This window comes from Dongia soli (genome assembly GCF_034044715.1).
Lineage (GTDB): Bacteria > Pseudomonadota > Alphaproteobacteria > Dongiales > Dongiaceae > Dongia_B > Dongia_B soli.
The window spans coordinates 1,103,199-1,130,153 of the sequence record NZ_JAXCLW010000001.1 but is presented as its reverse complement, the minus strand read 5'-3'; the positions used below and the strand labels follow the sequence as shown (position 1 = coordinate 1,130,153).

Genomic DNA, 26,955 nt, shown 5'->3' with positions numbered 1-26,955 from the left:
GGCAAGCGAGCTCGCAAGTGCAAATTGACAGTGACCTGGTCGCAATGATCATAACGAATGTGGGCTGGGCTTGCTTCATCATCGCGGGCGTGGGCAGCATTTACACACTCGCCGCAGCTATCCTGGTGAGACGGTTTTTTCGCCACGAAATCGCCGATCCGCAGGAATTTCCACCCGTCAGCATATTGAAGCCGCTCCATGGCGATGAATTCGGGCTCGCGAAGAATCTCGAAGCGTTGTGCCTACTGGACTATCCGGGACCATTCCAAATTGTCTTTGGCGTTCAAGATCCCTACGATCCGGCCATCCAGCATGTGGAAAATTTGCGCCGGGCCTTTCCGCATATCGACATTTGTCTTGTCGTTGATGTGCGGGAGCATGGCGCCAATCGGAAGGTATCAAATCTCATCAATTTGATGCGCGAAGTTCGCCATGATCTACTCGTTCTTGCGGACAGCGATATCGGAATTGATCGGGCTTATCTGCGGCAAATCGTGGCCGAGCTGGTCAAGCCGGAGATTGGGCTCGTGACCTGCCTTTACCGCGGACGGCCAACCACAGGATTGTGGCCGCGCCTGTCGGCCATGGCGATCGAATACAGTTTCATGCCGAGTGTTGTCTTGGGTCTGAGTATTGGATTGGCGCGCCCCTGCTTCGGCTCAACAATGGTGCTGCGCCGTGCCGTTTTGCAAGAAATCGGTGGCTTTGAAGCCTTTGCAGATCATCTGGCCGACGACAACGCAATTGGGGAGGCGGTGCGGCATCGGGGATATAAAGTGTCAATTCCGCCAATGGCAGTGACGCACCTTTGTTCCGAGCAGAGCCTGCGGGAACTACTAATACATGAGATGCGTTGGGCGCGCACAATTCGGGCAATTGCTGGCAGGGGATTTGCCGGAACGATCATCACGCATCCATTTCCATTCGCTCTCTTGGGAGCAGCGGCGATGGGATTATCAGTGCCCACCGCAGGGGCTGTTGCAGCGGTATTGGGATGTCGGTTGATCCTTGGTCGACTGGTCGATGAGGCTCTGGGCGGAAAGACGGCAGGCTGGTGGCTGATGCCAGTCCGGGATATGCTCTCTTTCGCCGTGTTCTGTGCATCGTTTTTCGTCGGTTCTGTTACCTGGCGCGGCAGGCGTTTTCACGTCCGCGCAGACGGAATGTTATTGCCCGTTGAGGAACACTGAAATGTTAAAAACCCTCTTTCTTCAAGCCCCTTCATTTGATGGTTTTGACGGTGGGGCAGGATCGCGCTATCAGGCGCGCCGCGAAATTCGCTCTTTCTGGTATCCGACGTGGCTGGCGCAGCCTGCTGCCCTGGTGCCCGACAGCAGGTTGATTGACGCACCGGCACATCGGCTCGGTCTCAATGATGTTACAGCGGCGGCCAAAGACTACGATCTCGTCGTCTTACATACATCGACGCCCTCCTTTGCGTCTGACGTAAAGACCGTCGAAGCAATGAAGGCCGTGAACCCCAATCTAAAGGCTGGCTTTGTCGGCGCAAAAGTTGCAGTGAATGCTGAAGGCAGCCTGCGGGAGGCACCGGCGCTCGACTTCGCTGCCCGCAGCGAGTTCGATTTCACCATCAAGGAAATCTCGGAAGACCGTCCTTGGTCGTCAATTGCGGGTATGTCATACCGTAATGCTGAGGGCGTAATCGTTCACAACGACGAGCGCGCGATCCTTGAAAATATGGACGCGCTGCCTTTCGTGGCGCCGGTTTATAAGCGCGACCTGAAGATCGAGAATTACTTCATCGGCTATCTGAAACATCCTTATATCTCGATCTATACAGGGCGCGGCTGCAAGTCGCGTTGCACCTTCTGTTTATGGCCGCAAACTGTTGGCGGGCACCGCTACCGTACGCGTAGCGTGGGCCATGTTCTGGAAGAAATCGCCTGGGCGCAGAAAGCCTTCCCGCAAGTCAAGGAGTTCTTCTTCGACGACGACACGTTTACCGACAACCTGCCGCGGGCCGAGGAAATCGCGAAGGGTTTGGGCAAATTGGGCGTGACGTGGTCCTGCAACGCGAAAGCCAATGTCCCGCGCGAAACCCTCAAAGTTCTGCGGGACAATGGCCTGCGGTTGCTGCTGGTCGGTTATGAATCCGGCAATCAGCAGATTCTGCACAACATCAAGAAGGGAATGCGCATCGAGGTCGCCGAGAAATTCACGAAGGATTGCCACGAACTCGGCATTGCAATTCACGGCACCTTCATTCTGGGACTACCGGGGGAAACCAAGGAGACGATCGAGGAGACCATCCATTTCGCCACCAGGATCAACCCGCATACGATCCAGGTTTCCCTGGCGGCGCCATATCCCGGCACATTCTTGTTTAATCAGGCGATCGAGAATGGCTGGCTTGACGAGGCGAATGCGGAATTGGTCGATGAGCACGGGGTGCAGCTGGCGCCGTTGCATTATCCCCATTTGAGTCACGCTGAAATCTTCAATTCGGTGGAGGTCTTCTACAAACGCTTTTACTTCCGGTCGGGAAAAATCGCGTCCATCGTCGGCGAGATGGTTCGCAGCCCGGAAATGATGAAGCGACGCCTGCGCGAGGGGGTGGAGTTCTTCCAGTTCTTGCGCGAGCGGCGAGCCTCCGCTCTTTGAAGGAACTGATCGTCACTGCGGATGATTTCGGTGCGGCGCCTGAAGTAAATGACGCGGTCGAAGTTGCACATCGCGACGGTATCCTGACGGCGGCGAGCCTGATGGTTACCGGACCGGCTGCGGCGGATGCGATCGCCCGGGCGCGCCGTTTGCCCTCGCTGAAAGTCGGGTTGCATTTGGTGCTGGTGGAAGGGCGTCCGGTTTTGCCGGCGGCCGTCATTCCTGATTTGGTCGATAAAGACGGCTCGTTCCGCGCGAACATGGCGCAGGCTGGCGCCAACATGTTCTTTCGTCCGACAGTACGCCGGCAATTGGCGGCGGAGATAGCCGCGCAATTTGAAGCGTTCCGTGCGAGCGGCCTGACGCTGGACCACGTCAACGCACACAAGCATTTTCACCTACACCCGACGATATCCAGCCTTATCGTCGGGATCGGCTGTCGTTTTGGTATGACCGCTGCCCGCATTCCGTGGGAACCGCGCACCATTCTCAGGCAGGCGGAGCCTACGGCAGTATTACCGACGGCCCTCCTCCTCATGCCCTGGATGAAGCTGATGCGCGCAACATACGGCCGGGCCGGTTTGCTGGTGCCAAACCAGGTCTTCGGCCTGGCTTGGTCGGGCGCCATGACCGAGCCGCGTCTCGCCGGCATTTTGCGACATCTACCTGCCGGGCTGAGCGAAATTTATCTACATCCGGCGACGTCAGGTGGCTTTGATGGCGCGGCGTCAGGCTATCGTTATGCCGAGGAATTTGCCGCACTGACGGCCCCATCGGTGATGGAGGCTGTACGTCATGCGGGCGTGAAGCTTGGCGCCTTTGCCGATTTTCAGATGGCGGCAAGGCGGCCATGAAACATCTCGGCAAGATCACGGCATTTGCTGGGTTGATCTTGGCAATCTGGCTCTTCGCCCGTGACGACTTCAGCAACATTGTTGCTTTGTTGCGGCAAGCCGGCCCCGGCTTGCTACTTGCCAGTCTCATTCACGTTTTTCCAATGGCGTTGAATGCTCATGCCTGGCGGGTGATTCTTCCCGGCGCCAGGCGGCCGGGGCTTGCATCCATGCTGCGGATCGTCTGGGTGCGCGAAGCCGTGAACGGCTTGCTCCCTGTCGCGCGGATCGGTGGAGAGGTCGTCTCGTATCGGCTCTTGCGCCGCATCGGCGTGCGTCGCTCGCCTGCCGTGGCAAGTCTCACGGTTGACATGGCCCTGTCGGTCCTGAGCCAGCTGGCCTTTGCATTGCTTGGTGTCGCCTTTCTTCAGGCTCAGGGCGCTGGATCCCTGGCCATGCAGATTACCCTGGCACTGGCCGTCTTGGCGCTTCTGGCAATCATCTTCGTCGCCGTGCAGCACGGTGGCTTGTTCGAAAGGGTGATGCGGGTGCTCAATCGGCTGGCGGCCGGTCGTTTCGAGGAAGCTATCGGCCATTCAGCGCGGATTGATCGTGCCGTGCAGGCGATGTATGGCAGGCGCCGTGCCATCATCAGCTGTCTGTTCTTGCAATTCGCCGGTTGGATCGCTGGCGCAGCCGAAATCTGGCTGGCTCTCTGGTTTCTTGGCCATCCCGTCGGTGTGATCGACGCAATCATCATCGAAGCTGTCATTCAAGCCGTCAGCAGTGCCGCCTTCCTGGTGCCGGGTGCTCTCGGTGTGCAAGAAGCAGCCTTTATGCTGATTGGAGCGACCCTTGGCCTGGGGCCGGCACCAGCTCTCGCCCTGGCGGCGGCCCGGCGCCTGCGGGATTGTGTGGTCTTCATGCCCGGATTGGTCAGCTGGCAGATAGCGGAAACCGAGAAATTGCGACAGGCGCAATGACCTGGACTTTGCTCATTCCCGTTGTCGAGGCGACCTAATCTCAACCTGATACGATTGCATAGCGCGCGAACCTTTTCGCCTAGATGGCGGCGAAAGCGCGTTGAGCAGACGGCACACTGCGGCGGTCCTGAATGAAGAGCCAGCGATGCGCCGTCCCGCCCTTCGTGGTCTTCTGCTTCAGCCAGCCGACCGCCAATCCCCAGCCATTGCCGGCCGTTGATCGCGGGGATCGAGATCATTCGGGCCATAGCCATGGCTGATCCCCGGCCAGACCCCCGCAAGCGACCAGCCCATGAGCGCGTGGTCAAGGCCTGAAGACGCCCCCATTAACCATATTGGGCGCCATCTGATAGCAATGACAAATTGATGTCGCCAGGAACGACTTACTGCCCGCTGCGTTATTAGTAACGCCGAGATCGGCGGTGGACTGCCCGGCACGCCCGGCAATAACGTCGTTAACGCCCCCTTAAAGCCCTGTGCATAAATCTCTGGAAAGCCGCAAAAACAACGGGATTCCGCCACCGTCTCTGTGGATAAATATGGGGAGGAATGTGGATCGATTGTGCATATCTTTGCAATTGCCAGCCTGCGGCCGGCAGCGCATCATCCGTTTGCCCTTCAGGGTTCAATCCACGCGCCAAGCACCGCGGAAGCGGTCGGGGACGCCGATTAAACTGAGGATGCGATTTGCAAGAAGCGCCATCGGTCGCCAATCTGAATTCCGCAGTCCTGAGCGGGCTGGATGCCTATTGGCGGCAGCAATGCGCCGGCCGCGATATGCCGCGCCGGGCCGATATTGATCCCATCGCGCTTAAACAGATCCTGCCACGCATCATCTTGACCCGGATCGAGTATGCGCCGCTGCGTATCCTCTACACCGTGGTCGGCACGCAATGCGTCGCCTCGGCGGGGTTCGACTACACGGGTTATTATCTTGACGAGCTGGACATGTCCGCCGAAGTCGGCACCCACTGGCCGGCCGTTTACGGCCGGATCATCGATGAGCGCCGCCCCGTCTTCGGAGTCTGCGGCACCGCGCTAAGCAATGGTCAATCGCGGCCTTATGTGGCCGGTCTTTACCCTCTCTCGGATGAAAATGGCGAGATCAGCCACGTCATCGCAATCGAGGACATCGTTCTCGAGCCGACGGACGAGCTGCTGATGGTGCCGACCCAGCCGATCGTGCTGAAGCCACGGCAAAACGGTCGCGTCGCCAGTTAGCCGCTTTCGCCCAAGCCAAGCGTTTTATCGCGACCTGAGGCCGCCGGCCAGAAAACCGGCCGGGCCGCGATGGCCGGCGACCATAGTCGCAACTGACCTAGAAAATGTCGCAACAGCGCGGCTGACGACCCTGCGGAACCGTTACACCTGTTGCGATTTCGCCCGCTTCCGGGCAGGTTAGCCGGCGATTAGCAGACGCTCGTGCTTGATGCAATTTGATGGGTGACAACATGGCCGATGATGGCGATTTGGATCTCCGCAGCCTAAATGACGACGATCTCGTGCAGCAGATGCACGACGATCTCTACGACGGCCTGAAGGAAGAGATTGAGGAAGCCGTCCACATCCTTTTGGAGCGCAAGTGGACCCCCTATGACGTGCTGACCAAGGCCCTAGTCGAAGGCATGCGGATCGTCGGTATCGATTTTCGTGACGGCATACTGTTCGTTCCGGAAGTCCTGCTAGCCGCCAACGCCATGAAAGCCGGCATGTTCATTCTGCGCCCGCTGCTGGCCGAAACCGGCGCACCGAAGGTCGGCAAGATGGTGATCGGCACGGTCAAGGGTGACATCCATGACATCGGCAAGAACCTCGTCTCGATGATGATGGAAGGCGCCGGTTTCGATGTCGTCGATCTTGGCATCAACAATCCGGTCGAGAAGTACCTGGAAGCCATTGAACAGCACAATCCGGACATCCTCGGCATGTCGGCTCTGCTCACCACGACGATGCCCTATATGAAGGTCGTGATCGACGCCATGGTGGAGAAGGGCATCCGCAACGACTATGTCGTCCTGGTTGGCGGCGCGCCGCTGAACGAAGCGTTCTCGCAGTCGGTCGGTGCCGATGCTTATTGCCGCGACGCCGCCGTGGCGGTGGAAACCGCTAAGCAGTTCATGTCGAAGCGCCAGGGCTCGGCCCTCTCTCAGTAACACTTTGGAACGTCTTGGGGGCGGCCGCACCCGGTGACCACGATCACAACCCGCCGTCTTTCAGACGGCGGGTTTTTCGTTCCTATTGCCGCCCTAGACATCGAAACGCATAGTGCGCCGGGGGCCGATATCATCCGCCGGAGGACACGAATCCGGCGATCGATAGGAGCTTAATTGTTATGATTCTACCTTTCGCGGACCGTTTTTCGTCCGACCGCGCCTTACTGATGACACGCCGCGGCTTTGCTCGCGGCCTGATCGGTACCGCCGCCCTGACGACGAGCCTGAGCATGAGTTTCGCTTTTACCGCCGGAACGGCCGATGCTGCGACCGACCGCACCGCACTTGGTAGCGTCAAGCAAATGCGCCAACTCGCCGGGGCCAGCTTCGAGAAGGAAACGCGCCTTTTGCATCCTGACGATAAGGTCTTCCAAAGCGACCTGCTGTGGACCCGGGATGGCGGACAATTGCTGGTGGCAATGTTCGATGGCAGCAGTTTGAGCCTGGGCGAGAATGCCGAAGTCCGGTTGGACGATTCGCTGGCCAGCAATCCCGTTTCCGGTTTTCTCCGCATTCTCGGCGGCGCCTTCCGCTTCAACAGCGGCAAGGCGGAAAAGCCGGCCGAATCGCCGAAGATCCATACGCCTTTTGCCATTCTCAGCCTGCGGGGCACCGACGTCTTCGGCGGCAGGTTCGAGAAATCATATGACATCTTCGTTTTCAGCGGTGAGGTGGAGGTGCGCAACGATGCCGGGGCGGTCATCCTGACGTCCGGATACGGCACATCGCTGACGGCAAGTAATGTTCCGCCGACACGGCCGAAAATATGGGGCGATGCAAAGATCAAGCGTGCACGCGCCATGGTCGGAGATTAGCGCTAGCTCGCACAGTTTGCGGTTTCAAAACTGGTCCCAGGGAGAAACGGGCTGGAAAGCCCGCGCCAAAGCATCGACGACGACGCGGATCTTCGGCGCCGGGGCGCGTGAGCCGTGCCAGAAGGCGTGAATTGAGGCGGCATTGACCGGGGCCGTCATCAGGATCGGCTGCAACCGCTTCTGCCGCAGATCTTCGGCGATCAGCCAAGTCGACATATAACCGATACCCAGTCCCGACAACACGGCCTCGCGCAGCGCCTCGCCGTGACGGATGATGTGGCGCGGCTTCACCCGCGCTTCGACGATATCGCCGTCATCGCTGGGTATCAGCCAGGGCGTGGGGCGGCCGTCGCGCACGAAGACGATGCATTGATGTCGCTCGAGATCATCCATCGTTGCCGGTAATCCGTTCGCGGCGATATAGGCCGGCGACGCGCAGAGCATCCATCGCTGCGTACCAATTCTTCTGCCGATCAGGCTGACGGATTCGCCCGGATCGCCGACCCGGACAACCAGATCGATCCCTTCATCGACCAGATCCACAAGCCGATCCGTGAAGGTCACGTCCAGCATGAGCTTTGGATGCCGCCGGGCGACATCGTGCAGCACCGGCATGACCCATATGCGGCCGAAGGACAGCGGCAAGTTGATCCGCAGACGCCCCGACACTTCGCGATGCCGCGAGCTGAGCAGCGTCTCGGCGGTGCTCAGCTCGTCCAGCACTTTGAGGCAACTGGCGTAATAGACCTGGCCCTCTTCCGTCAGGCTGAGCTGGCGGGTGGTACGGATCAGCAATTTCACCCCGAGGCGCTCTTCGAGCCGCGCCACGCTTTTTCCCACAGCGGATTTGGATAAACCCATACGTAAGGCGGCTGCGGTGAAGCTGCCTGTTTCCACCGCATGCACGAAGCCGGAAATTCCCTGAAGATGGGACAGGGGATCGTAGCCCATGACATCACCGTGCCTGATATCCTCCGGCGATTGTAGCCGAATTGTCGGAAGTGTTCGCCGAATTTGGCGCCATTTACGCACCTATCTTTTCAATAGGCTGACATTCGGCAATTCGAGCATCAGGTCGGGAGCCGGTGTCTCACCACAGGATCGGAAAGGAGCGGGACATGCCGAGAAGAAATGCGGTGAAAATCGTCGAGAATTTTTGGCGGGATGTCTGGCAGGCGCGCAATCCGGAAGCGATTGACCGCTATGTCACTGAGGATTTCGTTCTGACATCAGGTGGCGTCGATATCGTGTCGCCATCGGCATTCAAGAAATGGGCGAAGGTGTTTCTCTCCAAAATCAGTGATTTTGACTTCCATGTGGTCGAGACGTTTCAGAATGAAAAGGGCGACAGGGTCGCTTCGCGCTGGCGCATCACCGGCAAGAATAACGGCTTTGCCAATACCAAGCCCTGCCAGTCACCGATCGAGATGACGGGAACGGCGGTATGGGAAGTCAGCGAAGACGGGCGTTTGCGGCACAATTGGGTCGAACGGAATGCCTATGAAGTCTTCCGAGAGCTCGAGAAGAAAGAGCAAGCTCTCGGAATGACAAGCAGCACCGCTGGCGATCGTGGCCTTATGATCTCGGCTTGAGTTTATCGGGATCGTAGAAGGGAAACCGGACGACGCGGGCGGGATAGCGCTTTTGCTGCCCATCGAGACGGCCGATCTCGACCTCCGTGCCGATTGCCGCATAAGCGGGGTCGATGCGGCAGAGCGCGATATTCTTGTTGAGGACCGGCGAGCGGCAGCCTGAGGTGACGACGCCGATCTGCGCCCGCCCGACATGCACACAGGAGCCATGGCCGCAGACTTCGGCGCCGTCGATTTCCAGTCCTACCAGCACATGGCGCGGATTCTCTTTGCGCTTCAGGATCGCTTCGCGGCCGACGAATTCCTCGTTGCCCTTGGCCGCCACAGTGAAGCCAATACCGGCTTCATAAGGATCGGTCTGGTCGTTGAATTCGTAATTGGCGAAGACCAGGCCCGCTTCGATGCGCAGCATATCGAGCGCTTCCAGGCCCAAAGGCAACATGCCGTGCTTCTGCCCCTCGGCCCAGATCGCGTCCCAGACCGCAACACCGTCCTTGGGATGGCAGAAGACCTCATAGCCGAGCTCGCCGGAATAGCCCGTGCGCGACACCAGGACCGGAATGCCGTTATAGCCGCCGATCCGGCCGATGGTGAAATGGAACCACTGGATCTCATCGACGCGCGGCCGGGCCGGCGGGGTCCAGACGATCTCCTTCAGGATGTCGCGGCTCTTCGGCCCCTGGACGGCGAGATTATGAAGCTGGTCGGTCGCCGATTTGACCCAGACCTGCTTCAGGCCGCGCTCCTCGGCAAGATCGCGCAGCCATTTGCCGCCGAATTCGTCACCGCCGATCCAGCGGAAACGCTCGGCGCCAAGACGGAATACCGTACCGTCATCCACCATGCCGCCATGAGGGTAGCACATCGCCGTATAGACCACCTGTCCCTCGGCAAGGCGGCGGATGTTACGGGTACAGGCGATCTGCAGCAGGTCCTCGGCATCAGGTCCCAGCACTTCGAACTTGCGCAAGGGCGAGAGGTCCATCACCACCGCCTTTTCGCGCGCCGCCCAGTATTCCGCCTGGGGACCGGCATTGTTGAAGCGATTGGGCAGCCAGAAGCCGCGATATTCCGTGAACTGCCGGGTCAGGGCCGAGGTCCGCTGGTGAAATGCCGTTTCCCGCGTCAAACGCGGCTCCGCTTCTGCGCTCATCCGATAAGCCACCGCTCGTGAGAAAGTGTTATGGGCCGCATAGACCCGGACATGAATGTCGGTCGGGTTCCAGGCATTGGTCGCGTCGATATCGTCCGGACAGGCCGAAGAGGCGCAGACCAGATCCTTCATCGCTCGCAACAGCACATAATCGCCTGGCCGGGACCAGGGATCGTCGAGGAAAATCGCATTCGCCGCATTGACCCCGGTATTGTAGAAAAGATTGATTGCATGCCAGCCGGGCCGCCGCGCCAGGCCATAGCCGTCGAGCTGGTTGTTGAAGTTCTCCGAACAGCTGACATGGCCGGGATAGCCCGCATCTTCGTAAAAGCGCGGCGTACAAGCGAGGCCGAAACTGTCATGCCGCCCTACGGTGTCGCGAATGACCTCGCAGAGCGGCTGCATGTCGAGATCGAAATATTTCGAAGCAAGGCCCGGCCCGGGATAAAGCTGACCGGTCAAGGTGCGGGTGGTGGTGAGATCCAACCCGCGCTCCCGTCCGTCCTGCAACTGCCGTGCATCGAAACAGACAAAATCCGAGCATTCCCGACCCTGGACATCAATGATCTGGATGTACTGGCCCTCGCGCACCTCATAGGAGCGGGCGGTCCGCGCATCGACCCGGTATTCGGCGACGAGATCGCCCAGTTCCGGCGGCAGCGGCACCGACGCCGCCGGCACGATGGTCGCCCGGTGCACCATGACCGAAAGATCGGTCGGTGGATTGTCGCCATCGACCAGCATATCACCATTGGGTCCTGGTCCGGCGGCGTGGAAGATGACATCGACATCGCGTTCAGCCCGCAGCGAAACCTTGTCGCCCGGCCTGGTATCGCCGTCGAGCAGCCGCGCCACCTTGTCGACTCCAAGCGGAATGCCCCGCTTGCGCAGCCCCGCCGCCACCTGCGGGCCGGCGAGCCAATCATCACTTCCAATCTCGCCGCGCAGCAGTCGGTTGATACCGGGCGAATCCTGCTTGGCAGTCAGGCCGAGCGCTGCCAGATCAGGCTTCGCCCCCGATCCGGCCGTACCGGGGGCGAAGGCCGCCACCTCGCACGGCTGCCGGCCTTCCCGGTCGATCACCTCGACCCGGTCGCCGGCAAAGAGATGCAGAATCACCGCACCGCCGCCCAACACCCGGTAATGTTCGACGCCGGGCGCGAAACGCGGCAGTCCCGGCTCGCGGACGCGCAGTTTCGGCGCAGATGTCGCTGATATCATCGTCATCTCCTCAAGCTCGGCCGCCGCAGCCCTGATGGCGCGCTCGGGCGCCCGCCCAAAGCGGACGCCCCTCGCTCGTCACTTGCCCGGCACGCGGCTCTCGTTCAGATAACTCTCCAGCGAGTCATCCATTGCCTCAAGCCAGGGCGTGTGATGCTTCGGCGACATATTGCCGGTCATGATCGAGCGATAGGAGTTGTTGCGGAAGCCCATGATGTTTTCCGCCTTGTGATGCTCCCATTCCATGAAGGTTTTGTTGACCGTCTCGATATCGAATTTGGGATAATCGGTGAGATCGATCAGTTCCTTCACGTAATCGCCCTGGAACCAGATCATCTGCTCGGCATCTTCCAGCTTCTCCTCGCGCGCACGCCAAGCGGCACTGTTGACGCGCATCTCATCCAAGGTCGGCAGCTTCTGGCGGCCGAGGATGACGTCGCGTGAATACCAGGCCTGGGCGTCGAACATATTGAAGGTATAGAACTGGTCCTGCATGCCAATGTAATGCAGCTTCGGATTGTTCTCCCAGACAACGCCGCGATAGAGATTGAGCGGCCACAGCCGGTTCTCAGTCTTCAGGCGCAGCTCGTCCGGCAGGAACGGCAAATGATGCAGATAGCCGGTGCAGAGGATGATGGCGTCGATCTCTTTCGTCGTGCCATCCTTGAAATAGGCCGTCTTGTTCTCGACCCGCTGCAACAGCGGCTTCTCCTCCCAGTTCGCCGGCCATTTGAAGCCCATCGGCTTGCTGCGATAGCTGGTGGTGATGGATTTGGCGCCATATTTGTAGCATTGCGAACCGATATCTTCCGCCGAATAGCTGCGGCCGATGATCAGGATGTCCTTGCCCTTGAATTCCACTGCGTCGCGGAAATCGTGGGAATGCATGATGCGGCCATTGAAGGTCCGGAAGCCAGGGAATTCCGGCACGTTGGGAACCGAGAAGTGGCCGGAGGCGACGATTACATGGTCGAATTCCTCGGAGCTCAGATGATCCTTCACCTGATCATGCGCGGTGACGGTGAACTTGCCGCTCTTCTCGTCATAGGTGACTTGACGCACCGGGGTGCGGAACCGCACCCAACTACGCACACCGGCCTTCTCGACGCGACCTTTGATATAATCCCAGAGTACGGCGCGCGGCGGGTAAGAGGCAATCGGGCGGCCGAAATGTTCCTCGAAGGTGTAATCGGCGAATTCCAGGCATTCCTTTGGGCCGTTTGACCACAGGTAGCGATACATGCTGCCATGCACCGGCTCGCCATATTCATCGAGGCCCGTGCGCCAGGTGTAGTTCCACAAGCCGCCCCAATCGTCCTGCTTTTCATAGCAGACCACTTCGGGAATCTCGGCACCCTTCGCAGCTGCTGATTGGAACGCGCGCAAGACAGCTGTTCCAGATGGACCGGCACCGATGACGGCAACTCGCTTCTTCATGTGTTTTCCCTACCCTTGACGATGGACTTGTTCTCTCTCTCGCGGTGCATCCTCACCGCGCCGGCGTCCCGTCCGGCACCACGTTGCTCCGCGCATCTCACCCGATACTAGCATCACCGCCGGCCCGGCCACGAGCTTCAGCAACACTGACATCGCGATATGATTGTCCTGTACTATTTTTGCCCTGCTCCCGCCCCACAGGCCCGTGGCCTGCGGCTCCGACACTCCAGATTTTTCATCGTAAGAATTTTTGTTTCGCCCAAGTTAAACGCGATTCGGTAAAAAGCAATCGCAAAGAATCACGTTACAAGCGGTCTGGCTTTGGTCGCGCTGTCCGCCAGCAGGCGGATGACGACTTAGCATGATAGGCGTGGATCGGCGTCAGGAGATTGTCCGAAACCGACGCGCAACAGGACAACATCGGCGCGGCTTCCGCTTGTCAGGAGATGGCCACGCCGCTAGAAGGCAGTCATGATCGAGAAACCCCGGAAGACCTCCGCTCCCCGTCCAACCACTACCAGACCGTCGGCGGGACCGGCGGTGCCGCGCATGTGGCGTTGGCTGGCAGCGACCATTCTGGTTCTCGGCCTGGCGGCGGTGTTCCGCTACCTGGTGGTCGAGCCGCGCAGCATGGGCTTTGCCTGTTCCGAGACACCGACACCCTGGTGGTGCGGCCCACGCGAATGGGTAATCATGCTGCACCTCAACAATGTCTGGGGTGCGGTGGCTTTGGCCAGCGGCATCCTGGCCTTGTTCTTCCGTCAGAATTGGGCCTTGCCGGTGGCGCTGGTTACCGGCCTCGCCGGCATGGTGCTTTATGACACCGGCCTGTCGGCGATCGGTTTCCTCTTTGCCCTATTGCGGATGCTGCGGAGCTAGCGCGCACCTTAAGCCAGCGCCGAAACCGGCCGCCGGGCGAAGAAGAAGCCCCAATAGCGGATCCAGGGCAATGCCAGGAGCAGCGCCTCCGCCGTCCAGATCAGAGCCTGCCAATTCTGCGGCCCTTCGATCACCGGTATGGCAAGCGATGCGGTCACCAAAATGAGCGAGAGCAAGCCTTCTTCCCGCCGGTCGGAACGATAAACATCGATCGTTCCCCGGCCGTGCCGCAACGCCATCAAGATGAGATGGGCAGCCATCGGGATGGCGAAAGCGAGAATCGGGAAATCGCGATAACGCGCATCGAAGGCAAGGCCAAGCGACGCTGTCGCTGCGCCGACTATCGCCGCCAATTGCAGCAATGACAGCCAAGCCAAGGGATCGCGCCGCTCGATCGCAAGGCGCGGCAGGCCGTCGGTGATCTGCACGATGCTGGGAGCCGCCATCGCCGAGCGGCCGCTGACAAGCATCCGCAAGGTGGCCCAGGCCGTGGCCGCGCTGAGCAGCCAGAGGAAGGCCTCGACGGCGATCTCATGCCAATCGTAAGCGACGATGCCGATGCGCCGCGCATAAAGAACGAGAACAGCGCCAGCACCTGCAGCCAGGATCGGTAGCAATAGGGCGCGCCACAAGGTCAAGCGCCGCGAGCCAGCAAACAGCGATGTCGCCAGCAACAGGGTCCCCAGCCCCAGCGCCATATACCAGCCGTGCCGCCAGTTGCTGTAATTGCTGACCGGCCCGGTCAGCGGGAATTTAAGCTGCCGATCGCCGGAGAAAACACCCCAATAGCCGCCAACCGTGCCTTCGGAGGCGCGTTTCCATGGCTGGTCGAAGGCTTCGATCAGGTTGTAGTCGACGGAAATCGAATTGGCATAGGCGATGAAGTCGCGGATATAGCGCGCCTCGTCGACAGTGCTCGGCACCGCCGAAGCACGCTGGCGGCCGGCACTGGGAAAGCCGGTCTCGCCGATCAGCACCTGCTTTTCTGGATAGGCCGCCTTCAGGATGCCGTAGATCGCTTGCAGATGCGCGACGCCTTCGGTCGAGGCGATCGGCTGGTCTTCCCAATAGGGCAGGATGTGAATGGTGATGAAATCCGCCGCTGCCGCCAGCGCCGGGAGGCCATCACCGACGCGGTCATTGCCCGGTTGCCAGAACTCCCACACATCGGCATAGGTGACCGGCACGCCTGTCGCCTCCTTCACCCGCTTCAGCATGCCGCTCAGCGCAGCCGGCGTCTGCTCGCCGCGCAGCAACACTTCATTGCCGACGATGATGCCGCGCAGCGCATCGGGATATGCCTTGCCGAGCTCTATCCCCTGCTGCAGCTGCTTCTCATTGGCCACCGGATCGCGGCCGATCCAGATTCCCATCAGCACCTTCATGCCCAGCTCGCGGGCGACCGGAAGTACCTGGTCCAGCCCCTGATCGGTGGCATAGGTGCGCACGCAATTAGTCACTGCTTTCAGCTTGTTGAGATCCTCGGCAATCTGCTGCGGCGGAATGACGAGTTTGCCGTCGAAGGGCGATTGCTTGCCGCGAAACGGTGTATAGGACAGGCATTGCAGCTTGCCGTTGGGCGCATCGGCCATGGTCACCGGCATCCCCAACTGCTGGAAGACAGCGAAACTAGCCACTGCCGCGACCAGGCAGCCGATCAGAATTGCCAGCAGCAATAATGGCACCCCGCCGCCGGCGGACGTCCCGCCATGCGGTGCGCCATGCGGCGCGCCGTCCCGGGGAATGCCGGCATCGGGCGTGCCGGCCCGTGCCACGCCGGCAGCCACACTGGAAGGTGCCACGCTGGCGGGAGCGAGGCCGGACGAATGTGACGTCATGAGGGCGTTCCGATCGGTTGCTTAACTCGGCTGGTCAGGTGCTCGGTCTTATGCGGCCGTCTTAGTGACGGTTTCGGCATTGGCCGAGGGCAACAGCTTGCCCGCATCGATACTCGGCACCGCCGGCTGCTGGGTGTTGGGGAAGGCACTGATCATCGCCATGACCACCGAGCAGAAGAACGGCAAGGCCTGGATCGCCAGGAGCGCCGCCCACATGCAGGCGTCGGGCTGGATCACCCAGTCGATCGAGATAAGTCCCTTCAGCGTCTGGCTGAGCGCCGTTGCGATACCGTTCAAGCTCAGGGTCCAAGTGGGGCCGGTGAACTGGCCGATGATGGTGCTGACATCGAGGCCGCGTTCCCAGAGGAGAGCGATGGCGCAACCGAGCAGGGCCAGGCAAATCACCGCCTCCTCCCGTGCCGATACCAAGGCGCGGATCACGGCCGGCGAATTCTCCATCTTCGGGGTGCGGTGGAACGGCAGGTTGGAGGTGAAGAGGCCGCGCCATACCGCCTTCGCCACCGCATGCGACAGGGCCAGGCCGGCGATGGCGGCATAGAAATTATCCAGCGCGCCGCAAGGCACCTTACTGGCATAGAGCCACATCGATTTCCCGACCTTGAAGAAGAACATGCCGAGCGTCACCACCAGGAACAAGGTCAGCGGCGGTTCGATCATGCGCGGCCACACCAGCGTGCCGATGCTCCACAGGATCGCCATGGCGACGAACAGCAATTGCAGGCCGTCGGCGATCCACGGCATCCAGCCGGCCAGGAACTGGTAGCGCTGGGACGGGTTGAGACGGCCGGGCCGGCCGAACGGCATCAGGTCGCGCCAATGTCCTTTGAGGATCTGCATGGCGCCATAGGCCCAGCGATAGCGTTGCTTGCGATAGGCCTCGAAACTGTCGGGCATCAGGCCCTTGCCGTAGCTCTTTTCCGTATAGATCGCCCGGTGGCCGGCCTCGAACAGACGCAAGCCGAGTTCGGCATCCTCGGTGATGCACCATTCCGCCCAGCCACCGACTTCCTTCAAAGCGGAGGTACGAATGAGCGCCATGGTGCCGTGCTGGATGATGGCGTTCTTCTCATCGCGCGTCCGCATGCCGAGATAGAAGAAGCCGGCATATTCCCAGAAGCACATGCGCTTGAAGAGGCCGTCCTTGCCGTCGCTGTAATCCTGCGGCGCCTGGACCAGCGCCACCTGCGGATCGGCGAAATGCGGCACCAGCGTCTTCAGCCAATCGCTGCGGACCTGATAATCGCTGTCGATCGTGGCGATGATCTGGGCGTCCGGATCGGTTTCGGTGATGGCGAAGTTCAGCGCACCGGCCTTGTAGCCCGGCCAGTTCGGCAGGTGGAAGAAGCGGAAATTCGGCTTGTTCAGCGACTTGATATAGGCCTCGACCGGTTTCCAGACTGCCTCGTCCTTGGTGTTGTTGTCGATGATCAGCACTTCGTAATTGGGATAGTCCAACCGCTCCAGCGCCTGAATCGTCTCGATCATCATCTCCGGCGGTTCGTTGTAACAGGGCACATGCACCGAGACCTTGGGCAGCTTCCAATTGCCCTCGATCGGCGGCGGCGCCAGCCGCCGGTTGGTCTTGCCAAGCCAGAGATTGAGCGCCATTTCGGCGCCTTCGATGAGGAAAATGATGATCAGCAGCAGGGTCGCTGGCGCCACCATCGCCAAGGCGGCGATATCCACCCAAGTCAGATACCGGGTGCTGTACAGCGCATAGATGGCGATCGTCGTCATGACGCCGCCCTGCACCAGCAAGGCGATAAAGACCCGGCCGCGCCGATTGAGATCGAGGCTGGCGCGCAGGACCCAGAGCACGAAAGGCAGGCCCAGGGCGATGGTGGCGATCGCCAAAGCCCGCCAGTTCTGGTTATTGACCAGGACACCCGCCAAAGCCGGCTTCGGATTGCCGTTGCCGTCCCACAAGCCCCAATAGGCCTCGACGCCGCCGCCGGTCTGGATTTTCCAGGGCTGGTCGAAAGCTTCGATGATGAAGTAGTCGATATTCTCTTTCTTCGCCTGCAGCAGGAAGCGGCGCAGGAAAGTGCCCTGATTGACCGGCGAGGCTTCCGCCTGGCCACGCGTGAGGCCCTGGCTCGGCCAGCCGACCTCGGTCACTACGATGCGCTTGTCCGGATAGGTCTGCTGGAGCCGGTGATAGACCTGCATCACCGCATTGCCGTCGGTCTTGCTGTCAACGGCGTTCTCGACCTTCACGCCGTTCCAGAAGGGCAGGATATGCACGGCGATGAAATCGACCGCATTCACCAGCTTGGTGACATCGGCATTATGCGCCTGCGCTGCCTTCAGCGCATCCCCGGCCAGCGGCTTGCCGTCTTTGTCGGTGGTCGGATGGGGCAGCCAGTAATCGAAGGTTTCGGACGTGCTGACGGGCATCCCGTCGACCTGATCCTTGACCCGTTTGATATAGGTGATCAGACGGTCGACCCGCAAAGAGGCGCGTTCCGCTTCATCCTTCGGATCGCCGGGAAAATTCAGTTCCTGGCGATAGAGGACTTCATTGCCGACCAACAGCTGATTGACGCCGCCGACATTATGGGCGAGGTCGATCAGGTTTTTCACTTCGGTCTCGTTGCGCACCAAATCATTGCCGATCCAGGCGCCGGTCGTCACCCGCAGCCCCATGCGGGAAGCGATTTCCGGCACGTCATAGGCGGCGCCGGTGGTCTCATAGGTCCGAATCTGGCCGGTGATGCCGGCCATCTTCTCGATATCCCCGGTCAGCTGCTCGCGCGACGGCTCGATGCGGTTCTTGACATCGGTCGAGATCCGGTAGGGCGTGTAGGTCAAGCCGCCGACGTCGCCCTCCCAGGGCTGCTCATTCGCGGGACGATTGAGCAGATACCAGGCGCTGGCAAAGATCAGCACCACCACAAGACCGATGATCCAATTCGAGAAACGCGTCATGTCCCAGCTTTCACTCGTCATCCCCGGTGCCCGGCGATGGAATCCGCCTGGGAGACACGCCTGCGCCCGGCGCCCGCCGCTTGGCCCCCATACTGGCGACGTAGCCGCCGGTCACACGCCGCCCCCGACATGTCATGACCCGGCCTCTTCGCGCCGCGCGGATCGGCCACCGCAAACGGAAACGCCCCTCTGGCATAGGCAATCCGGAGAGTTGTTGGAAAATCGACTGAATCCGACCGGAATTCAAGGGGCCAAAACGTGACGGTCAAGAATTGACGGAACAAAAACCTGTGATATCGACGAGACTTATCGTCGCATCCAGCGCGGCACAAGGCTACGCGCGGCCGGCCTCAAAAGATGATCAACCACGTTCCCGGAAGCGGTCCATCCCGGCCACCAGATGCTTGCGGATGCCCGGTTCCATTGCCGAGTGGCCGGCATCCGGCACGATGTGATAGCGCGCTTCCGGCCAAGCCTGGACCAGATCGTCGGCGGTCCGGATCGGGCAGACTAGGTCATAGCGGCCTTGCACGATGAAGGCGGGGATATGGCGGATCCGGCCGACATTTTCCAAGAGGTAGTTGTCCGGCAGGAAAATGTTGTTGCGGAAATAATGGGCCTCCATCCGGGCCAGCCCCAGAGCCAGAACATCGGCGGAGAAAGCCGAAACCGTTTCGGGGCTCGGCAAAAGGGTCGAACAGCTGCCCTCGTAAATGCTCCAGGCACGCGCCGCCGGCATATGAATGGCGGGATCCGGATTCATCAGGCGGCTGTGATAGGCGGTCAGGAGATCGTCCCGCTCGGCGGCTGGAATATGGCTGGCGAATTTTCGCCAGGCTTCCGGTGCCAGCTCCTTCATCCCATAGAGGAACCAGTCGATTTCCGATTTTCGGCACAGGAAGATGCCTCGCAGCGCCAAGCCGCGGACCTGCTCCGGATGGAATTCGGCATAAGCCAGGGCCAGGGTCGATCCCCAGGATCCGCCGAAGACGAACCAGTTCTCGATGCCCAGATGGCGGCGCAGCTTCTCGATATCCTCGATCAGCAGCGGCGTGGTGTTGTCACGGACATCCCCGAGCGGCCGAGACCGCCCGGCGCCGCGCTGATCGAAAATCACGATGCGGTAATGCGCGGGATCGAAAAAACGGCGATGGGTCGAATTGGCGCCGGCGCCGGGGCCGCCATGCAGGAAGACAACCGGCACGCCTATGGGATTGCCGGACTGTTCGTAATACATCTCATGCAGGGAATCGAGTTTCAGAAAACCGCTGTCATAAGGTTCGATTGCCGGATAGAGGTCCTTGTCCGCCATGTGCCGCTCGATTCCCATCGGTTCATCCTGTCGGGACACCTTCCCGCGTCGCCGCCAGTATTACATGCGGTCCCTGCCATGACACAAGTCATCGCGGCGTACCGGATATGGTGCCTGGCGACGTCACGCCAATGTGAGTGCAGCTCACGATCATGCTGTGAAAGCTTAGCTGTCGCGGCGGCAAGTGCGGATATCTGATCTGTATCACCCCCTGGATCCGCTTGGAAACCCGTGGTCCGGCAGGATGGGCAATGATAGGTTGATGACGGATAGGGTCTGCGGCTGGAGCGTTATGCTGAGCATTGACGGCGCAGTTGCAGGGCATCGATATGCGAGACCATCAGTTGCCGGCGAAGAAAGGAGCTGCGACCGCTGCTTGGACGGATGGAGGGAGAGGAAGGCAGATGAAACGAAAAACGGTCCTCGGCCTGATGGCCGGTTTGACCATGACGGCTTTGCTGGGCGCTTGCACCACGGCCACCAGCCCGGCTACCGGGCGCACCTTCACGACCAGTCTCTCTCCCCAGCAGGAGGCCCAACTCGGTCGCCAGGAACATCCGCAGATTCTCGCGGAATTCGGCGGCGCCTACGATGCCCAGCCGGATCTTACCGCCTATGTCACCAGCGTCGGCCAATCGGTCGCCGCCACCGCCGAGCGCAAGGATGTGACCTATACATTCACCATCCTCGACACGCCGGATGTGAATGCCTTCGCCGTACCCGGGGGTTATGTCTATATCACCCGGGGATTGCTCGCCCTGGCCAATAACGAAGCTGAAATCGCCGGCGTTCTCGGCCATGAAATCGGCCACATCAATGCGCGTCACACAGCGGAACGAATGGGCCAGGAGCAGAAAGCCCAGATCGGCGTGCTGGGAGCGACTTTGCTCGGCGCGATTCTGGGCGGAGAGACGGGTGCGAATCTGCTGGGTGGCGCCGTGCAGCAAGGCGCCCAATATCGCCTGGCGCATTATTCCCAGGAACAGGAGTTCGAAGCCGATTCCCTTGGCGTCCGCTATCTGAAGCGCAGCGCCTACGATCCCCAGGCAATGGCGACGTTCCTCGCCGATCTGAGGTCGCAGAGCCAGCTGGAAGCTCAGCTCGCCGGTCAGGATCCCAATGCAGTGGATGCCGATAACATGCTGGCTTCGCATCCGCGCACGGTTGACCGTGTCCAGCGGGCGATTGCCGAAGCCGGGTCGGAACCGGCCGCCGGTGCAAAACTCGACGCCGATACTTATCTGCAGAAAATCGACGGCCTGATCTTCGGCGATGATCCGCGGAACGGCATCATCGACGGGACGCGCTTCATCCACCCAAGCCTGCATTTCGCCTTCACCGTGCCGCAGGGCTATAAGCTGGTGAATCAGCCGGACATGGTGGGAGCGACCGGGCCGCAGGATGCCGTCATTACCTTCACCTTGGCCTCGCCGCAACCGAGCGGTGCCTTGGCCGACTATATCGCGAGCGGGCAGATCGCCCAGAATGTGACCTTCCAGAACGTGCAGGCCGTCACTATCAACGGCATGCCGGCCGCGACCGGCACCGCTGCGGTGAATACCAACAAAGGATCGCGCAACGTTCGGGTCGTGCTGGTAAAGCATCCGGAAGGCAGGGTCTATCAGTTCCTCTTTTTCGCGACGCCGAATACAGCTTCCAGTCTCGACAGCGCCTTTTTACAAACCGCCCAGAGTTTCCAGCAGATCGGCGGCGATGAAGGGGCGAGATACCGGCCGAAGCGGGTCCACATCGTGACAGTGCAGGAAGGCGATACGGTGCAATCGCTCTCGGCACGCATGGTTACCGGTGCGAATGAGGACTGGTTCCGTGTGCTCAATAACCTCAAGCCTGGCGAAGAACCGCAAGTTGGCCGCAAGGTAAAGATCGTTACCTATTGAAGAAGATCGAGGAAAACAGGGACCGCGCGAGTGACAATATCCTGACTGGTCGTTCGCCCGTTCCGACCGCGCCGCCACTGCCTGCCGGCCACGCGCCGGCAGCGCCGGTGGATGCAACTCCTGGCGCGCCCGCTGCGATTCCGGAGCGGAATCGCGCGCTAAAGTCGCGTCTACTTGCAGGGCTGCGCCGGATGCTGCGGCCGCGCCTCTCAATCGTCACGACATTGGCGCTCAGCTTCGGCAGCCTGGTCATTCTCGCTGTCGGCATTGCCGTCTGGCACCTCTACACCGTAGCGCAGAGCAACACCGGTCAGTTGATCGCCGCCACCGGCCAGGCGGTCGTCACCATCGTCAGCCAGAATCTGCGGCATCAGCTCGATCCCACCGAAAACCAGCTCCGCGCCCTTTCCCGTTTCATTCTAAGCGATCATCGCGACATCTTCGAGGATGGTCGGATCAAGGATCTACTGCTGGGCTCGCTGGCATCGGACGAGCAGATGGACAGTCTCATTTACGTGCGTAGCGACATGCGCGTCATGTCGGCCAGCCGCACCGGCGATGAGCGCGACGATTACAGCATCCGGGAGATAACCGGCGAAAGCGCCCGTACATTCGGCGTCTATCTCACCCGTGCCGGCGATCGCCGGTCCGCGTTCTGGGGCACGCCGTTCTATTCGCCGCAACGCAAGGGAACGGCCATTCCGCTTTATCTGCCGGTGCGGCGCGGCACCAAGATCATCGGCTTGCTACGCGCCACGGTCACCGTCGCCGGCCTCTCTCGCCATATCGATGAGGATCTCACCGGGCTGAAAGGAACGCCTTTCGCAATGAATGCCGACGGCTTCATCATCGCCCATCCGGCGGCGAAGAATGACGTCCAATCGGCGATGGGCCGGTTGCTCCGCCCCTCCGATCTCGGCGATAAAGTGCTCGCCGCCTTCCGTTTCAATGACAGCAGCGACGTCGATGTCCAGTCGCTCTATCCAAAACTGCCGCTGAATTTCCGCATCCAGCAGGTGGAGGTCGACGGCTCGGATTATTTCATCCTCTATCGCCCCCTCCCAGGCTATGAGTTCAAAGAGCCCGGCGATACTAGAAATCGCGAATGGATCATCGGCACCCATGTGCCGGATGCCAGCATCAACAGTTTTCTCGATCAGGTGACCCGGGCCGCCATTCTCGGCATCGGCGTGATGCTGTTGGGCGTGGCCATGGCAATCCTGATCGGTCGCCGCATCGCCCGGCCGATCACCCGGCTCGCCGCCGCTTCGGAAAAGATCGCGCGGCTGGAACTAGGCGATGGCGATCCCCTGCCCGGGGGCCGGCTGCGCGAGGTGGACGTCGCCGTCACCGCGTTCAATCGCATGCGAGCGGGGCTTGGGTGGCTTTCGACTTACGTGCCCCGCTCCCTGCTGCCCATGTTGGTGCGGACCGGCTCGAGCGACGCATTCGAATCGAAGGAGCGCGAGGTCACCATTCTTTTCACCGACATTGTCGGCTTCACCAGCATCAGCCAGCGGCTGGATGCGCCGGCCCTCGCTGCCTTTCTCAGCCGGCATTTCTCGCTGCTGGAGGAGGCGATAGCCGAGGAGGGCGGGACGATCGATAAATATATCGGCGATTCCGTCATGGCTTTCTGGGGTGCGCCGGCCTTGCAGCCCGATCATATAGAACGGGCTTGCCGTGCCGCCTTGGCCATCACCGACAAGATTTCCGCCGACAATGAGCGGCGGCGCCATAAGGACCTGGAGCCGATACGCCTGCGGATTGGTGTCGAAACCGGGAGGGCGATCGCCGGCAATATCGGTGCGCCGAGCCGCATCAACTACACGCTGGTCGGTGACAGCGTGAATCTGGCGCAACGCTTCGAGCAATTTGCCAAGACCATCGACGATGGCAGCAGCGATGCCATCGTCATCATCGGCAGCGAGGTAGCGGCCGCCCTGCCGCCGGACATGCAAGCGGAGCCGCTTGGCTATCATCTTCTGCCGGGCCGATCGGAAGAAATGCAGCTCTATCGACTGCTGCAGCGCGTAAACTCGGCAATCCCGGCAGCTGATTAATCAAGCTTCGACCAGATCGAGGATCGCACCGCGCGTATCGAGACAGGCGGCGATCGCCTTGCCCCCGAAACCGCAGCCGCCATCCAGTGTCACGGTGAAAGGCCCCTCGCCCGGACCGCCATGCTGGCGATCGAAGCCGCGCACCACTTTCAGGAACTCGCCATAAGGATGATTCAGGCTGGGGAAGCCGGCACTGCCCCACCACAGGCTGTCGCCCTGCGCGTCCAGCGGGCGCTCCGGATCGAGGCCGGCATGCACGAAGAGCAAACTTAGATCATGGGTATAAGCGGCACGGCGCACCGTGCTCATGAGCTGATAATGGCCGGGCCGCGCCTGCATGGCGCTGCGCAGCGAATTGGTCCAGCGGGTGATCGCCAGCGCGCCTTCGCGGCAGCGTATGATGCCCTCGGCCGGATCGCCGCCATAGGCGGTGATCGTCTCACCAACACCCTGGCGCAGCATCCAGGGCAGCACCTCTTTTGGATTGGGTGCGAATTGCAATTGCAGCAGCTTCTGCCACATCTCCTCCTGAGCGCCGCGCAGATAGGCAATGTCGAAGATGAACATATTCGGCCGCGCCAGGATCTTGCTGCGAAAGCGCACCAGCTCGGTCATCACGCCGGCGACATCGGGACCGCGGCCGAGAAATCCCCCGAGATAAACCAGCCGGTCGCCGGGTAAAAACTGACCGCCAAGATAATCGTGCAAAGCCTTCAACCGCTCGGCCTCGCCATGTACGGGCGAGACCGCCCAGATGCGGCTGGCGGCGCGCAGGACCGCGAATTTGTCCTGTTCCGGCATGGCGTGATCGTCTCTCCGTCCTGTTCATCGACTCGGGCCGACGATCACTCTATCAGGTGGCAAGCGCAGGCCAAACTGGATCGCGTTGACCTTCGCGTGACCGCCTGCACCAGTGAACAAAGTCGCGATACAGGGAGCAGATGCACGAGCTGGAGAGCTAGCCCATATGCGTGGCCGCTGCCCGGTTCCGGCGCAATTCGCCGAGCAGATACCAGACCACTGCCGCGAGCACGAAGCCGCCACCGATGAAAGCCGCGCGATCGGGCCGTTCGGAAAAAGCGAGCCAGACCCAGAGCGGGGCCAGCACGACATCTAGCAAAGCGACCAGGCTCGCTTCGCTCGACGGCAGATGTCGGCCGCCGGTAAGGAACAGCAGATACGCAAGCGCCGTCGTCGTGATGCCAAACAGCGCAAGGATGATGAGCTCTTGCCAACTCGGCACGACGGACGCCATCAGCGGCCAGCAGGCCAATGCCACCGAGGCGGCCGCGAGACAATTGACCGGCGCCATGGCGATCGAGGAATAGCGCCGTGCCATGACCAGGACGAAGGCCAGCGTCACGGTCATCAACAGCGCCATGGCATTGCCGGCGAGATCCTGTCGCGGCGCTGCGCCCACCATGATGAGGATGCCGAACAAGGCGACGGCGCTCGCCGGTAACACGCCCCGCCTAGTTCGCTCGCCGATCCACAGAAAGGCGATGCCGGCGGAAACGAAGGGGATCATTGCATAGACGATCATGACATTGGCAACCGTCGTCAGCTTCAACGCCACGACGTAGCCCAGCATCGACAAAGCGGAAATGGGGATGGCGATCAAGCCTGGCCAGCCGATGGCGAGAAAGGCGCGGGCAGCGCGGTGACGATGCTGTATCACCACGACCGACAGGAGGGCTAGCGAAGCGAAGAGCGAGCGCCAGCCGAGCATGGTCCAGACATCGAGGTCGAGCAGGCGAACAAAGAAACCTGCAGTGCTCCAGAAGAAGGCAGAAGCCGTCACCAGAACAAGGCCATGGACATGTCCGCGCTTCACCGATTGCCGGGAATCGCAATTTCTTCCGTTGGCCTCATCCGCCTTGTGCGGCAGCACTTAGAACACAGGAGGAACATGGAAGCAAGGAACGGAAATCGGTGACCGTCCCTCCTCGCCGGCGGGGGAAAAGGGCGGCTGCCGGAATCGAAAACCCCTGACGGATGGGGCCGGTTAGGGTCCCGGGAACCATCCGTCATTCGCGGTCGAACCGCTAGGGGGCCTCTCGAGGAGAGAGCTTGGGAAGTGTGCTGCCGCCGGCCTCTCCGCCGGCGAAATCAAGACTGGCTTAGAAGCGCCGGTCAGGCTGCCTTCAGAACCTGATGCAGGCGCTGCGTCGCCGCCTGTTCGTCGATCCCGTCAATCGCCGCCAATTCGCGGACGAGACGATCCAGCGCCGCCTGATAAATCTGGCGCTCGCTATAGGATTGATCGGGCTGATCGGCATTGCGATGCAGGTCGCGCACCACCTCCGCGATCGAAACCGGGTCGCCGGAATTGATCTTGGCCTCGTATTCTTGGGCGCGGCGCGACCACATGGCGCGCTTCACGCGGGACCGGCCCTTCAGGGTCTGCATGGCCGTATCCATCACCTTCTTCGAGGAAAGCTTGCGCAGGCCGGAATTCTTCGCCTTGGCGACCGGAACGCGCAGGGTCATGCGGTCCTTGTCGAAATGAATGATGATGACTTGCAGGCTGTGACCGGAAATCTCTTGCGACTCGATACCCAGAATCTTGCCGACGCCATGGGTCGGGTAAACGACGAAATCGCCCTTCTTGAAACCGATATCCTTATCCTTCGCCGCAACGCTCTTCTTTGCCTTCTCAGCCACGATCACTACCTCCAAACGAACACCACCACGTTGCTGCTTCGGCCAGCACACCGGTTCGGCTTGATGCCTTGAGGGACGAGCGATGTTGCCGCCCGGCCATCAGCAAACCCGACACTTAGCAATCCCCTGGCCTTTCTATCCCAGAACCACTCCTAATCACCGAAGATAGGGAAAGCCGGCGCAAAGGCCGATGACAAAAGAAGCACCCGCCAGCTCCGTCAGTATGCTGACAAAAGCGGGTTTTCCGCGGTCAAGAATTCCCGATCCCGGACCTTAGAGCCCAGAATAAATTCTTATCAATTGTAGGCTTGGACGGCTTGTCGACACCGGGTCGTCACAAGTTCTCCGCCCCAAGGACCTATGACCATCTTATAACAGAAATGGCCGTTTGATTCAAGTTAAGGGAGGTATGCGTTAGGCGCAGGCAGAGCGTTCTGCAGTCCTTGACGGACAACAGCGCTGACCCACTAGATATAGATTAAC

The 26,955-nt window shown here is 60.6% G+C and carries 20 protein-coding genes; 11 read left to right on the top strand and 9 right to left on the bottom strand.

Features of this window, described 5'->3' with window-relative positions; all coding sequences use genetic code 11:
- The first annotated feature begins 17 nt into the window (after positions 1 to 17).
- The 7 genes from hpnI (at position 18) to SMD27_RS05070 (ending at position 7,466) form a co-directional block, all read left to right on the top strand.
- Positions 18 to 1,190, top strand: coding sequence for a bacteriohopanetetrol glucosamine biosynthesis glycosyltransferase HpnI (gene hpnI / locus SMD27_RS05100; RefSeq protein ID WP_320507237.1), 1,173 nt, complete (start codon positions 18 to 20; stop codon positions 1,188 to 1,190).
- Between the two features lies 1 nt (position 1,191).
- Positions 1,192 to 2,622 carry a hopanoid biosynthesis associated radical SAM protein HpnJ gene (gene hpnJ, locus SMD27_RS05095; RefSeq protein WP_320507236.1) on the top strand — a complete coding sequence of 477 codons (1,431 nt, stop codon included), beginning with the start codon at positions 1,192 to 1,194 and terminating at the stop codon, positions 2,620 to 2,622.
- Complete coding sequence (hpnK, locus tag SMD27_RS05090; protein WP_320507235.1) at positions 2,619 to 3,476, top strand: hopanoid biosynthesis-associated protein HpnK; 858 nt, start codon at positions 2,619 to 2,621, stop codon at positions 3,474 to 3,476. Before hpnJ ends, hpnK begins: the two co-directional genes overlap by 4 nt.
- Positions 3,473 to 4,438 (top strand): flippase-like domain-containing protein, encoded by a 966-nt coding sequence (locus SMD27_RS05085; protein WP_320507234.1) that lies wholly within the window; start codon positions 3,473 to 3,475, stop codon positions 4,436 to 4,438. The genes hpnK and SMD27_RS05085 overlap by 4 nt, the downstream gene beginning before the upstream one ends.
- A gap of 687 nt (positions 4,439 to 5,125) precedes the next feature.
- On the top strand, positions 5,126 to 5,659 hold the full coding sequence (locus SMD27_RS05080) for a PAS domain-containing protein (RefSeq protein WP_320507233.1): 534 nt from the start codon (positions 5,126 to 5,128) through the stop codon (positions 5,657 to 5,659).
- A 218-nt stretch (positions 5,660 to 5,877) separates the two neighbouring features.
- Positions 5,878 to 6,591: a corrinoid protein gene (locus SMD27_RS05075; protein ID WP_320507232.1), complete on the top strand. Its 714-nt coding sequence runs from the start codon at positions 5,878 to 5,880 to the stop codon at positions 6,589 to 6,591.
- 179 nt (positions 6,592 to 6,770) lie between these two features.
- The gene (locus SMD27_RS05070; RefSeq protein WP_320507231.1) at positions 6,771 to 7,466 is read left to right on the top strand and encodes a FecR family protein; all 696 of its coding nucleotides are present in this window, start codon (positions 6,771 to 6,773) and stop codon (positions 7,464 to 7,466) included.
- Between the two features lie 24 nt (positions 7,467 to 7,490).
- Here SMD27_RS05070 and SMD27_RS05065 read toward each other — a convergent pair whose 3' ends face one another.
- Positions 7,491 to 8,417 carry a LysR family transcriptional regulator gene (locus SMD27_RS05065; RefSeq protein WP_320507230.1) on the bottom strand — a complete coding sequence of 309 codons (927 nt, stop codon included), beginning with the start codon at positions 8,415 to 8,417 and terminating at the stop codon, positions 7,491 to 7,493.
- Positions 8,418 to 8,584: 167 nt separating this feature from the next.
- On the opposite strand from SMD27_RS05065, the gene SMD27_RS05060 reads away from it, so the two are divergent.
- Positions 8,585 to 9,058 (top strand): ester cyclase, encoded by a 474-nt coding sequence (locus SMD27_RS05060; protein WP_320507229.1) that lies wholly within the window; start codon positions 8,585 to 8,587, stop codon positions 9,056 to 9,058.
- On the opposite strand, the gene SMD27_RS05055 is transcribed toward SMD27_RS05060, so the two are convergent.
- Entirely contained in the window at positions 9,042 to 11,432 is a 2,391-nt protein-coding gene (locus tag SMD27_RS05055; protein ID WP_320507228.1) for a DUF1989 domain-containing protein, read from the bottom strand. The genes SMD27_RS05060 and SMD27_RS05055 overlap by 17 nt on opposite strands.
- A gap of 78 nt (positions 11,433 to 11,510) precedes the next feature.
- Complete coding sequence (locus SMD27_RS05050; RefSeq protein WP_320507227.1) at positions 11,511 to 12,869, bottom strand: NAD(P)/FAD-dependent oxidoreductase; 1,359 nt, start codon at positions 12,867 to 12,869, stop codon at positions 11,511 to 11,513.
- Positions 12,870 to 13,340: 471 nt separating this feature from the next.
- Between SMD27_RS05050 and SMD27_RS05045 the strand changes: the two genes are divergently transcribed.
- The gene (locus tag SMD27_RS05045) at positions 13,341 to 13,748 is read left to right on the top strand and encodes a hypothetical protein (RefSeq protein ID WP_320507226.1); all 408 of its coding nucleotides are present in this window, start codon (positions 13,341 to 13,343) and stop codon (positions 13,746 to 13,748) included.
- Between the two features lie 8 nt (positions 13,749 to 13,756).
- Here SMD27_RS05045 and SMD27_RS05040 read toward each other — a convergent pair whose 3' ends face one another.
- The 3 genes from SMD27_RS05040 to pip form a co-directional block, all read right to left on the bottom strand.
- Entirely contained in the window at positions 13,757 to 15,586 is a 1,830-nt protein-coding gene (locus SMD27_RS05040; protein WP_320507225.1) for a glycoside hydrolase family 17 protein, read from the bottom strand.
- A gap of 48 nt (positions 15,587 to 15,634) precedes the next feature.
- Positions 15,635 to 18,556 carry a glycosyltransferase gene (locus SMD27_RS05035; protein WP_320507224.1) on the bottom strand — a complete coding sequence of 974 codons (2,922 nt, stop codon included), beginning with the start codon at positions 18,554 to 18,556 and terminating at the stop codon, positions 15,635 to 15,637.
- A gap of 340 nt (positions 18,557 to 18,896) precedes the next feature.
- Positions 18,897 to 19,847 (bottom strand): prolyl aminopeptidase, encoded by a 951-nt coding sequence (gene pip, locus SMD27_RS05030; protein WP_320507564.1) that lies wholly within the window; start codon positions 19,845 to 19,847, stop codon positions 18,897 to 18,899.
- A 404-nt stretch (positions 19,848 to 20,251) separates the two neighbouring features.
- On the opposite strand from pip, the gene SMD27_RS05025 reads away from it, so the two are divergent.
- Positions 20,252 to 21,745 carry a M48 family metalloprotease gene (locus SMD27_RS05025; protein ID WP_320507223.1) on the top strand — a complete coding sequence of 498 codons (1,494 nt, stop codon included), beginning with the start codon at positions 20,252 to 20,254 and terminating at the stop codon, positions 21,743 to 21,745.
- A gap of 191 nt (positions 21,746 to 21,936) precedes the next feature.
- On the top strand, positions 21,937 to 23,808 hold the full coding sequence (locus SMD27_RS05020; protein WP_320507222.1) for an adenylate/guanylate cyclase domain-containing protein: 1,872 nt from the start codon (positions 21,937 to 21,939) through the stop codon (positions 23,806 to 23,808).
- Here the strand turns inward: SMD27_RS05020 and SMD27_RS05015 are convergent, their stop codons facing one another.
- The 3 genes from SMD27_RS05015 to SMD27_RS05005 form a co-directional block, all read right to left on the bottom strand.
- Positions 23,809 to 24,609 (bottom strand): hypothetical protein, encoded by an 801-nt coding sequence (locus tag SMD27_RS05015; RefSeq protein WP_320507221.1) that lies wholly within the window; start codon positions 24,607 to 24,609, stop codon positions 23,809 to 23,811.
- Between the two features lie 157 nt (positions 24,610 to 24,766).
- Complete coding sequence (locus tag SMD27_RS05010; RefSeq protein WP_320507220.1) at positions 24,767 to 25,642, bottom strand: DMT family transporter; 876 nt, start codon at positions 25,640 to 25,642, stop codon at positions 24,767 to 24,769.
- 299 nt (positions 25,643 to 25,941) lie between these two features.
- Complete coding sequence (locus tag SMD27_RS05005) at positions 25,942 to 26,472, bottom strand: CarD family transcriptional regulator (protein WP_320507219.1); 531 nt, start codon at positions 26,470 to 26,472, stop codon at positions 25,942 to 25,944.
- Positions 26,473 to 26,955 lie beyond the last annotated feature (483 nt).

Bases quoted from the DNA above. Each gene is read 5' to 3' on its own strand.
- SMD27_RS05050 (WP_320507227.1), bottom strand. From the start codon at position 12,869: ATGAAGAAGCGAGTTGCCGTCATCGGTGCCGGTCCATCTGGAACAGCT.
- SMD27_RS05055 (WP_320507228.1), bottom strand. From the start codon at position 11,432: ATGATATCAGCGACATCTGCGCCGAAACTGCGCGTCCGCGAGCCGGGA.
- SMD27_RS05060 (WP_320507229.1), top strand. From the start codon at position 8,585: ATGCCGAGAAGAAATGCGGTGAAAATCGTCGAGAATTTTTGGCGGGAT.
- SMD27_RS05015 (WP_320507221.1), bottom strand. From the start codon at position 24,609: ATGCCGGAACAGGACAAATTCGCGGTCCTGCGCGCCGCCAGCCGCATC.
- SMD27_RS05065 (WP_320507230.1), bottom strand. From the start codon at position 8,417: ATGGGCTACGATCCCCTGTCCCATCTTCAGGGAATTTCCGGCTTCGTG.
- pip (WP_320507564.1), bottom strand. From the start codon at position 19,847: ATGGCGGACAAGGACCTCTATCCGGCAATCGAACCTTATGACAGCGGT.
- SMD27_RS05025 (WP_320507223.1), top strand. From the start codon at position 20,252: ATGAAACGAAAAACGGTCCTCGGCCTGATGGCCGGTTTGACCATGACG.
- SMD27_RS05070 (WP_320507231.1), top strand. From the start codon at position 6,771: ATGATTCTACCTTTCGCGGACCGTTTTTCGTCCGACCGCGCCTTACTG.
- SMD27_RS05045 (WP_320507226.1), top strand. From the start codon at position 13,341: ATGATCGAGAAACCCCGGAAGACCTCCGCTCCCCGTCCAACCACTACC.
- SMD27_RS05085 (WP_320507234.1), top strand. From the start codon at position 3,473: ATGAAACATCTCGGCAAGATCACGGCATTTGCTGGGTTGATCTTGGCA.
- SMD27_RS05075 (WP_320507232.1), top strand. From the start codon at position 5,878: ATGGGTGACAACATGGCCGATGATGGCGATTTGGATCTCCGCAGCCTA.
- SMD27_RS05040 (WP_320507225.1), bottom strand. From the start codon at position 15,586: ATGACGTCACATTCGTCCGGCCTCGCTCCCGCCAGCGTGGCACCTTCC.
- SMD27_RS05020 (WP_320507222.1), top strand. From the start codon at position 21,937: ATGCTGCGGCCGCGCCTCTCAATCGTCACGACATTGGCGCTCAGCTTC.
- SMD27_RS05035 (WP_320507224.1), bottom strand. From the start codon at position 18,556: ATGACGAGTGAAAGCTGGGACATGACGCGTTTCTCGAATTGGATCATC.
- hpnJ (WP_320507236.1), top strand. From the start codon at position 1,192: ATGTTAAAAACCCTCTTTCTTCAAGCCCCTTCATTTGATGGTTTTGAC.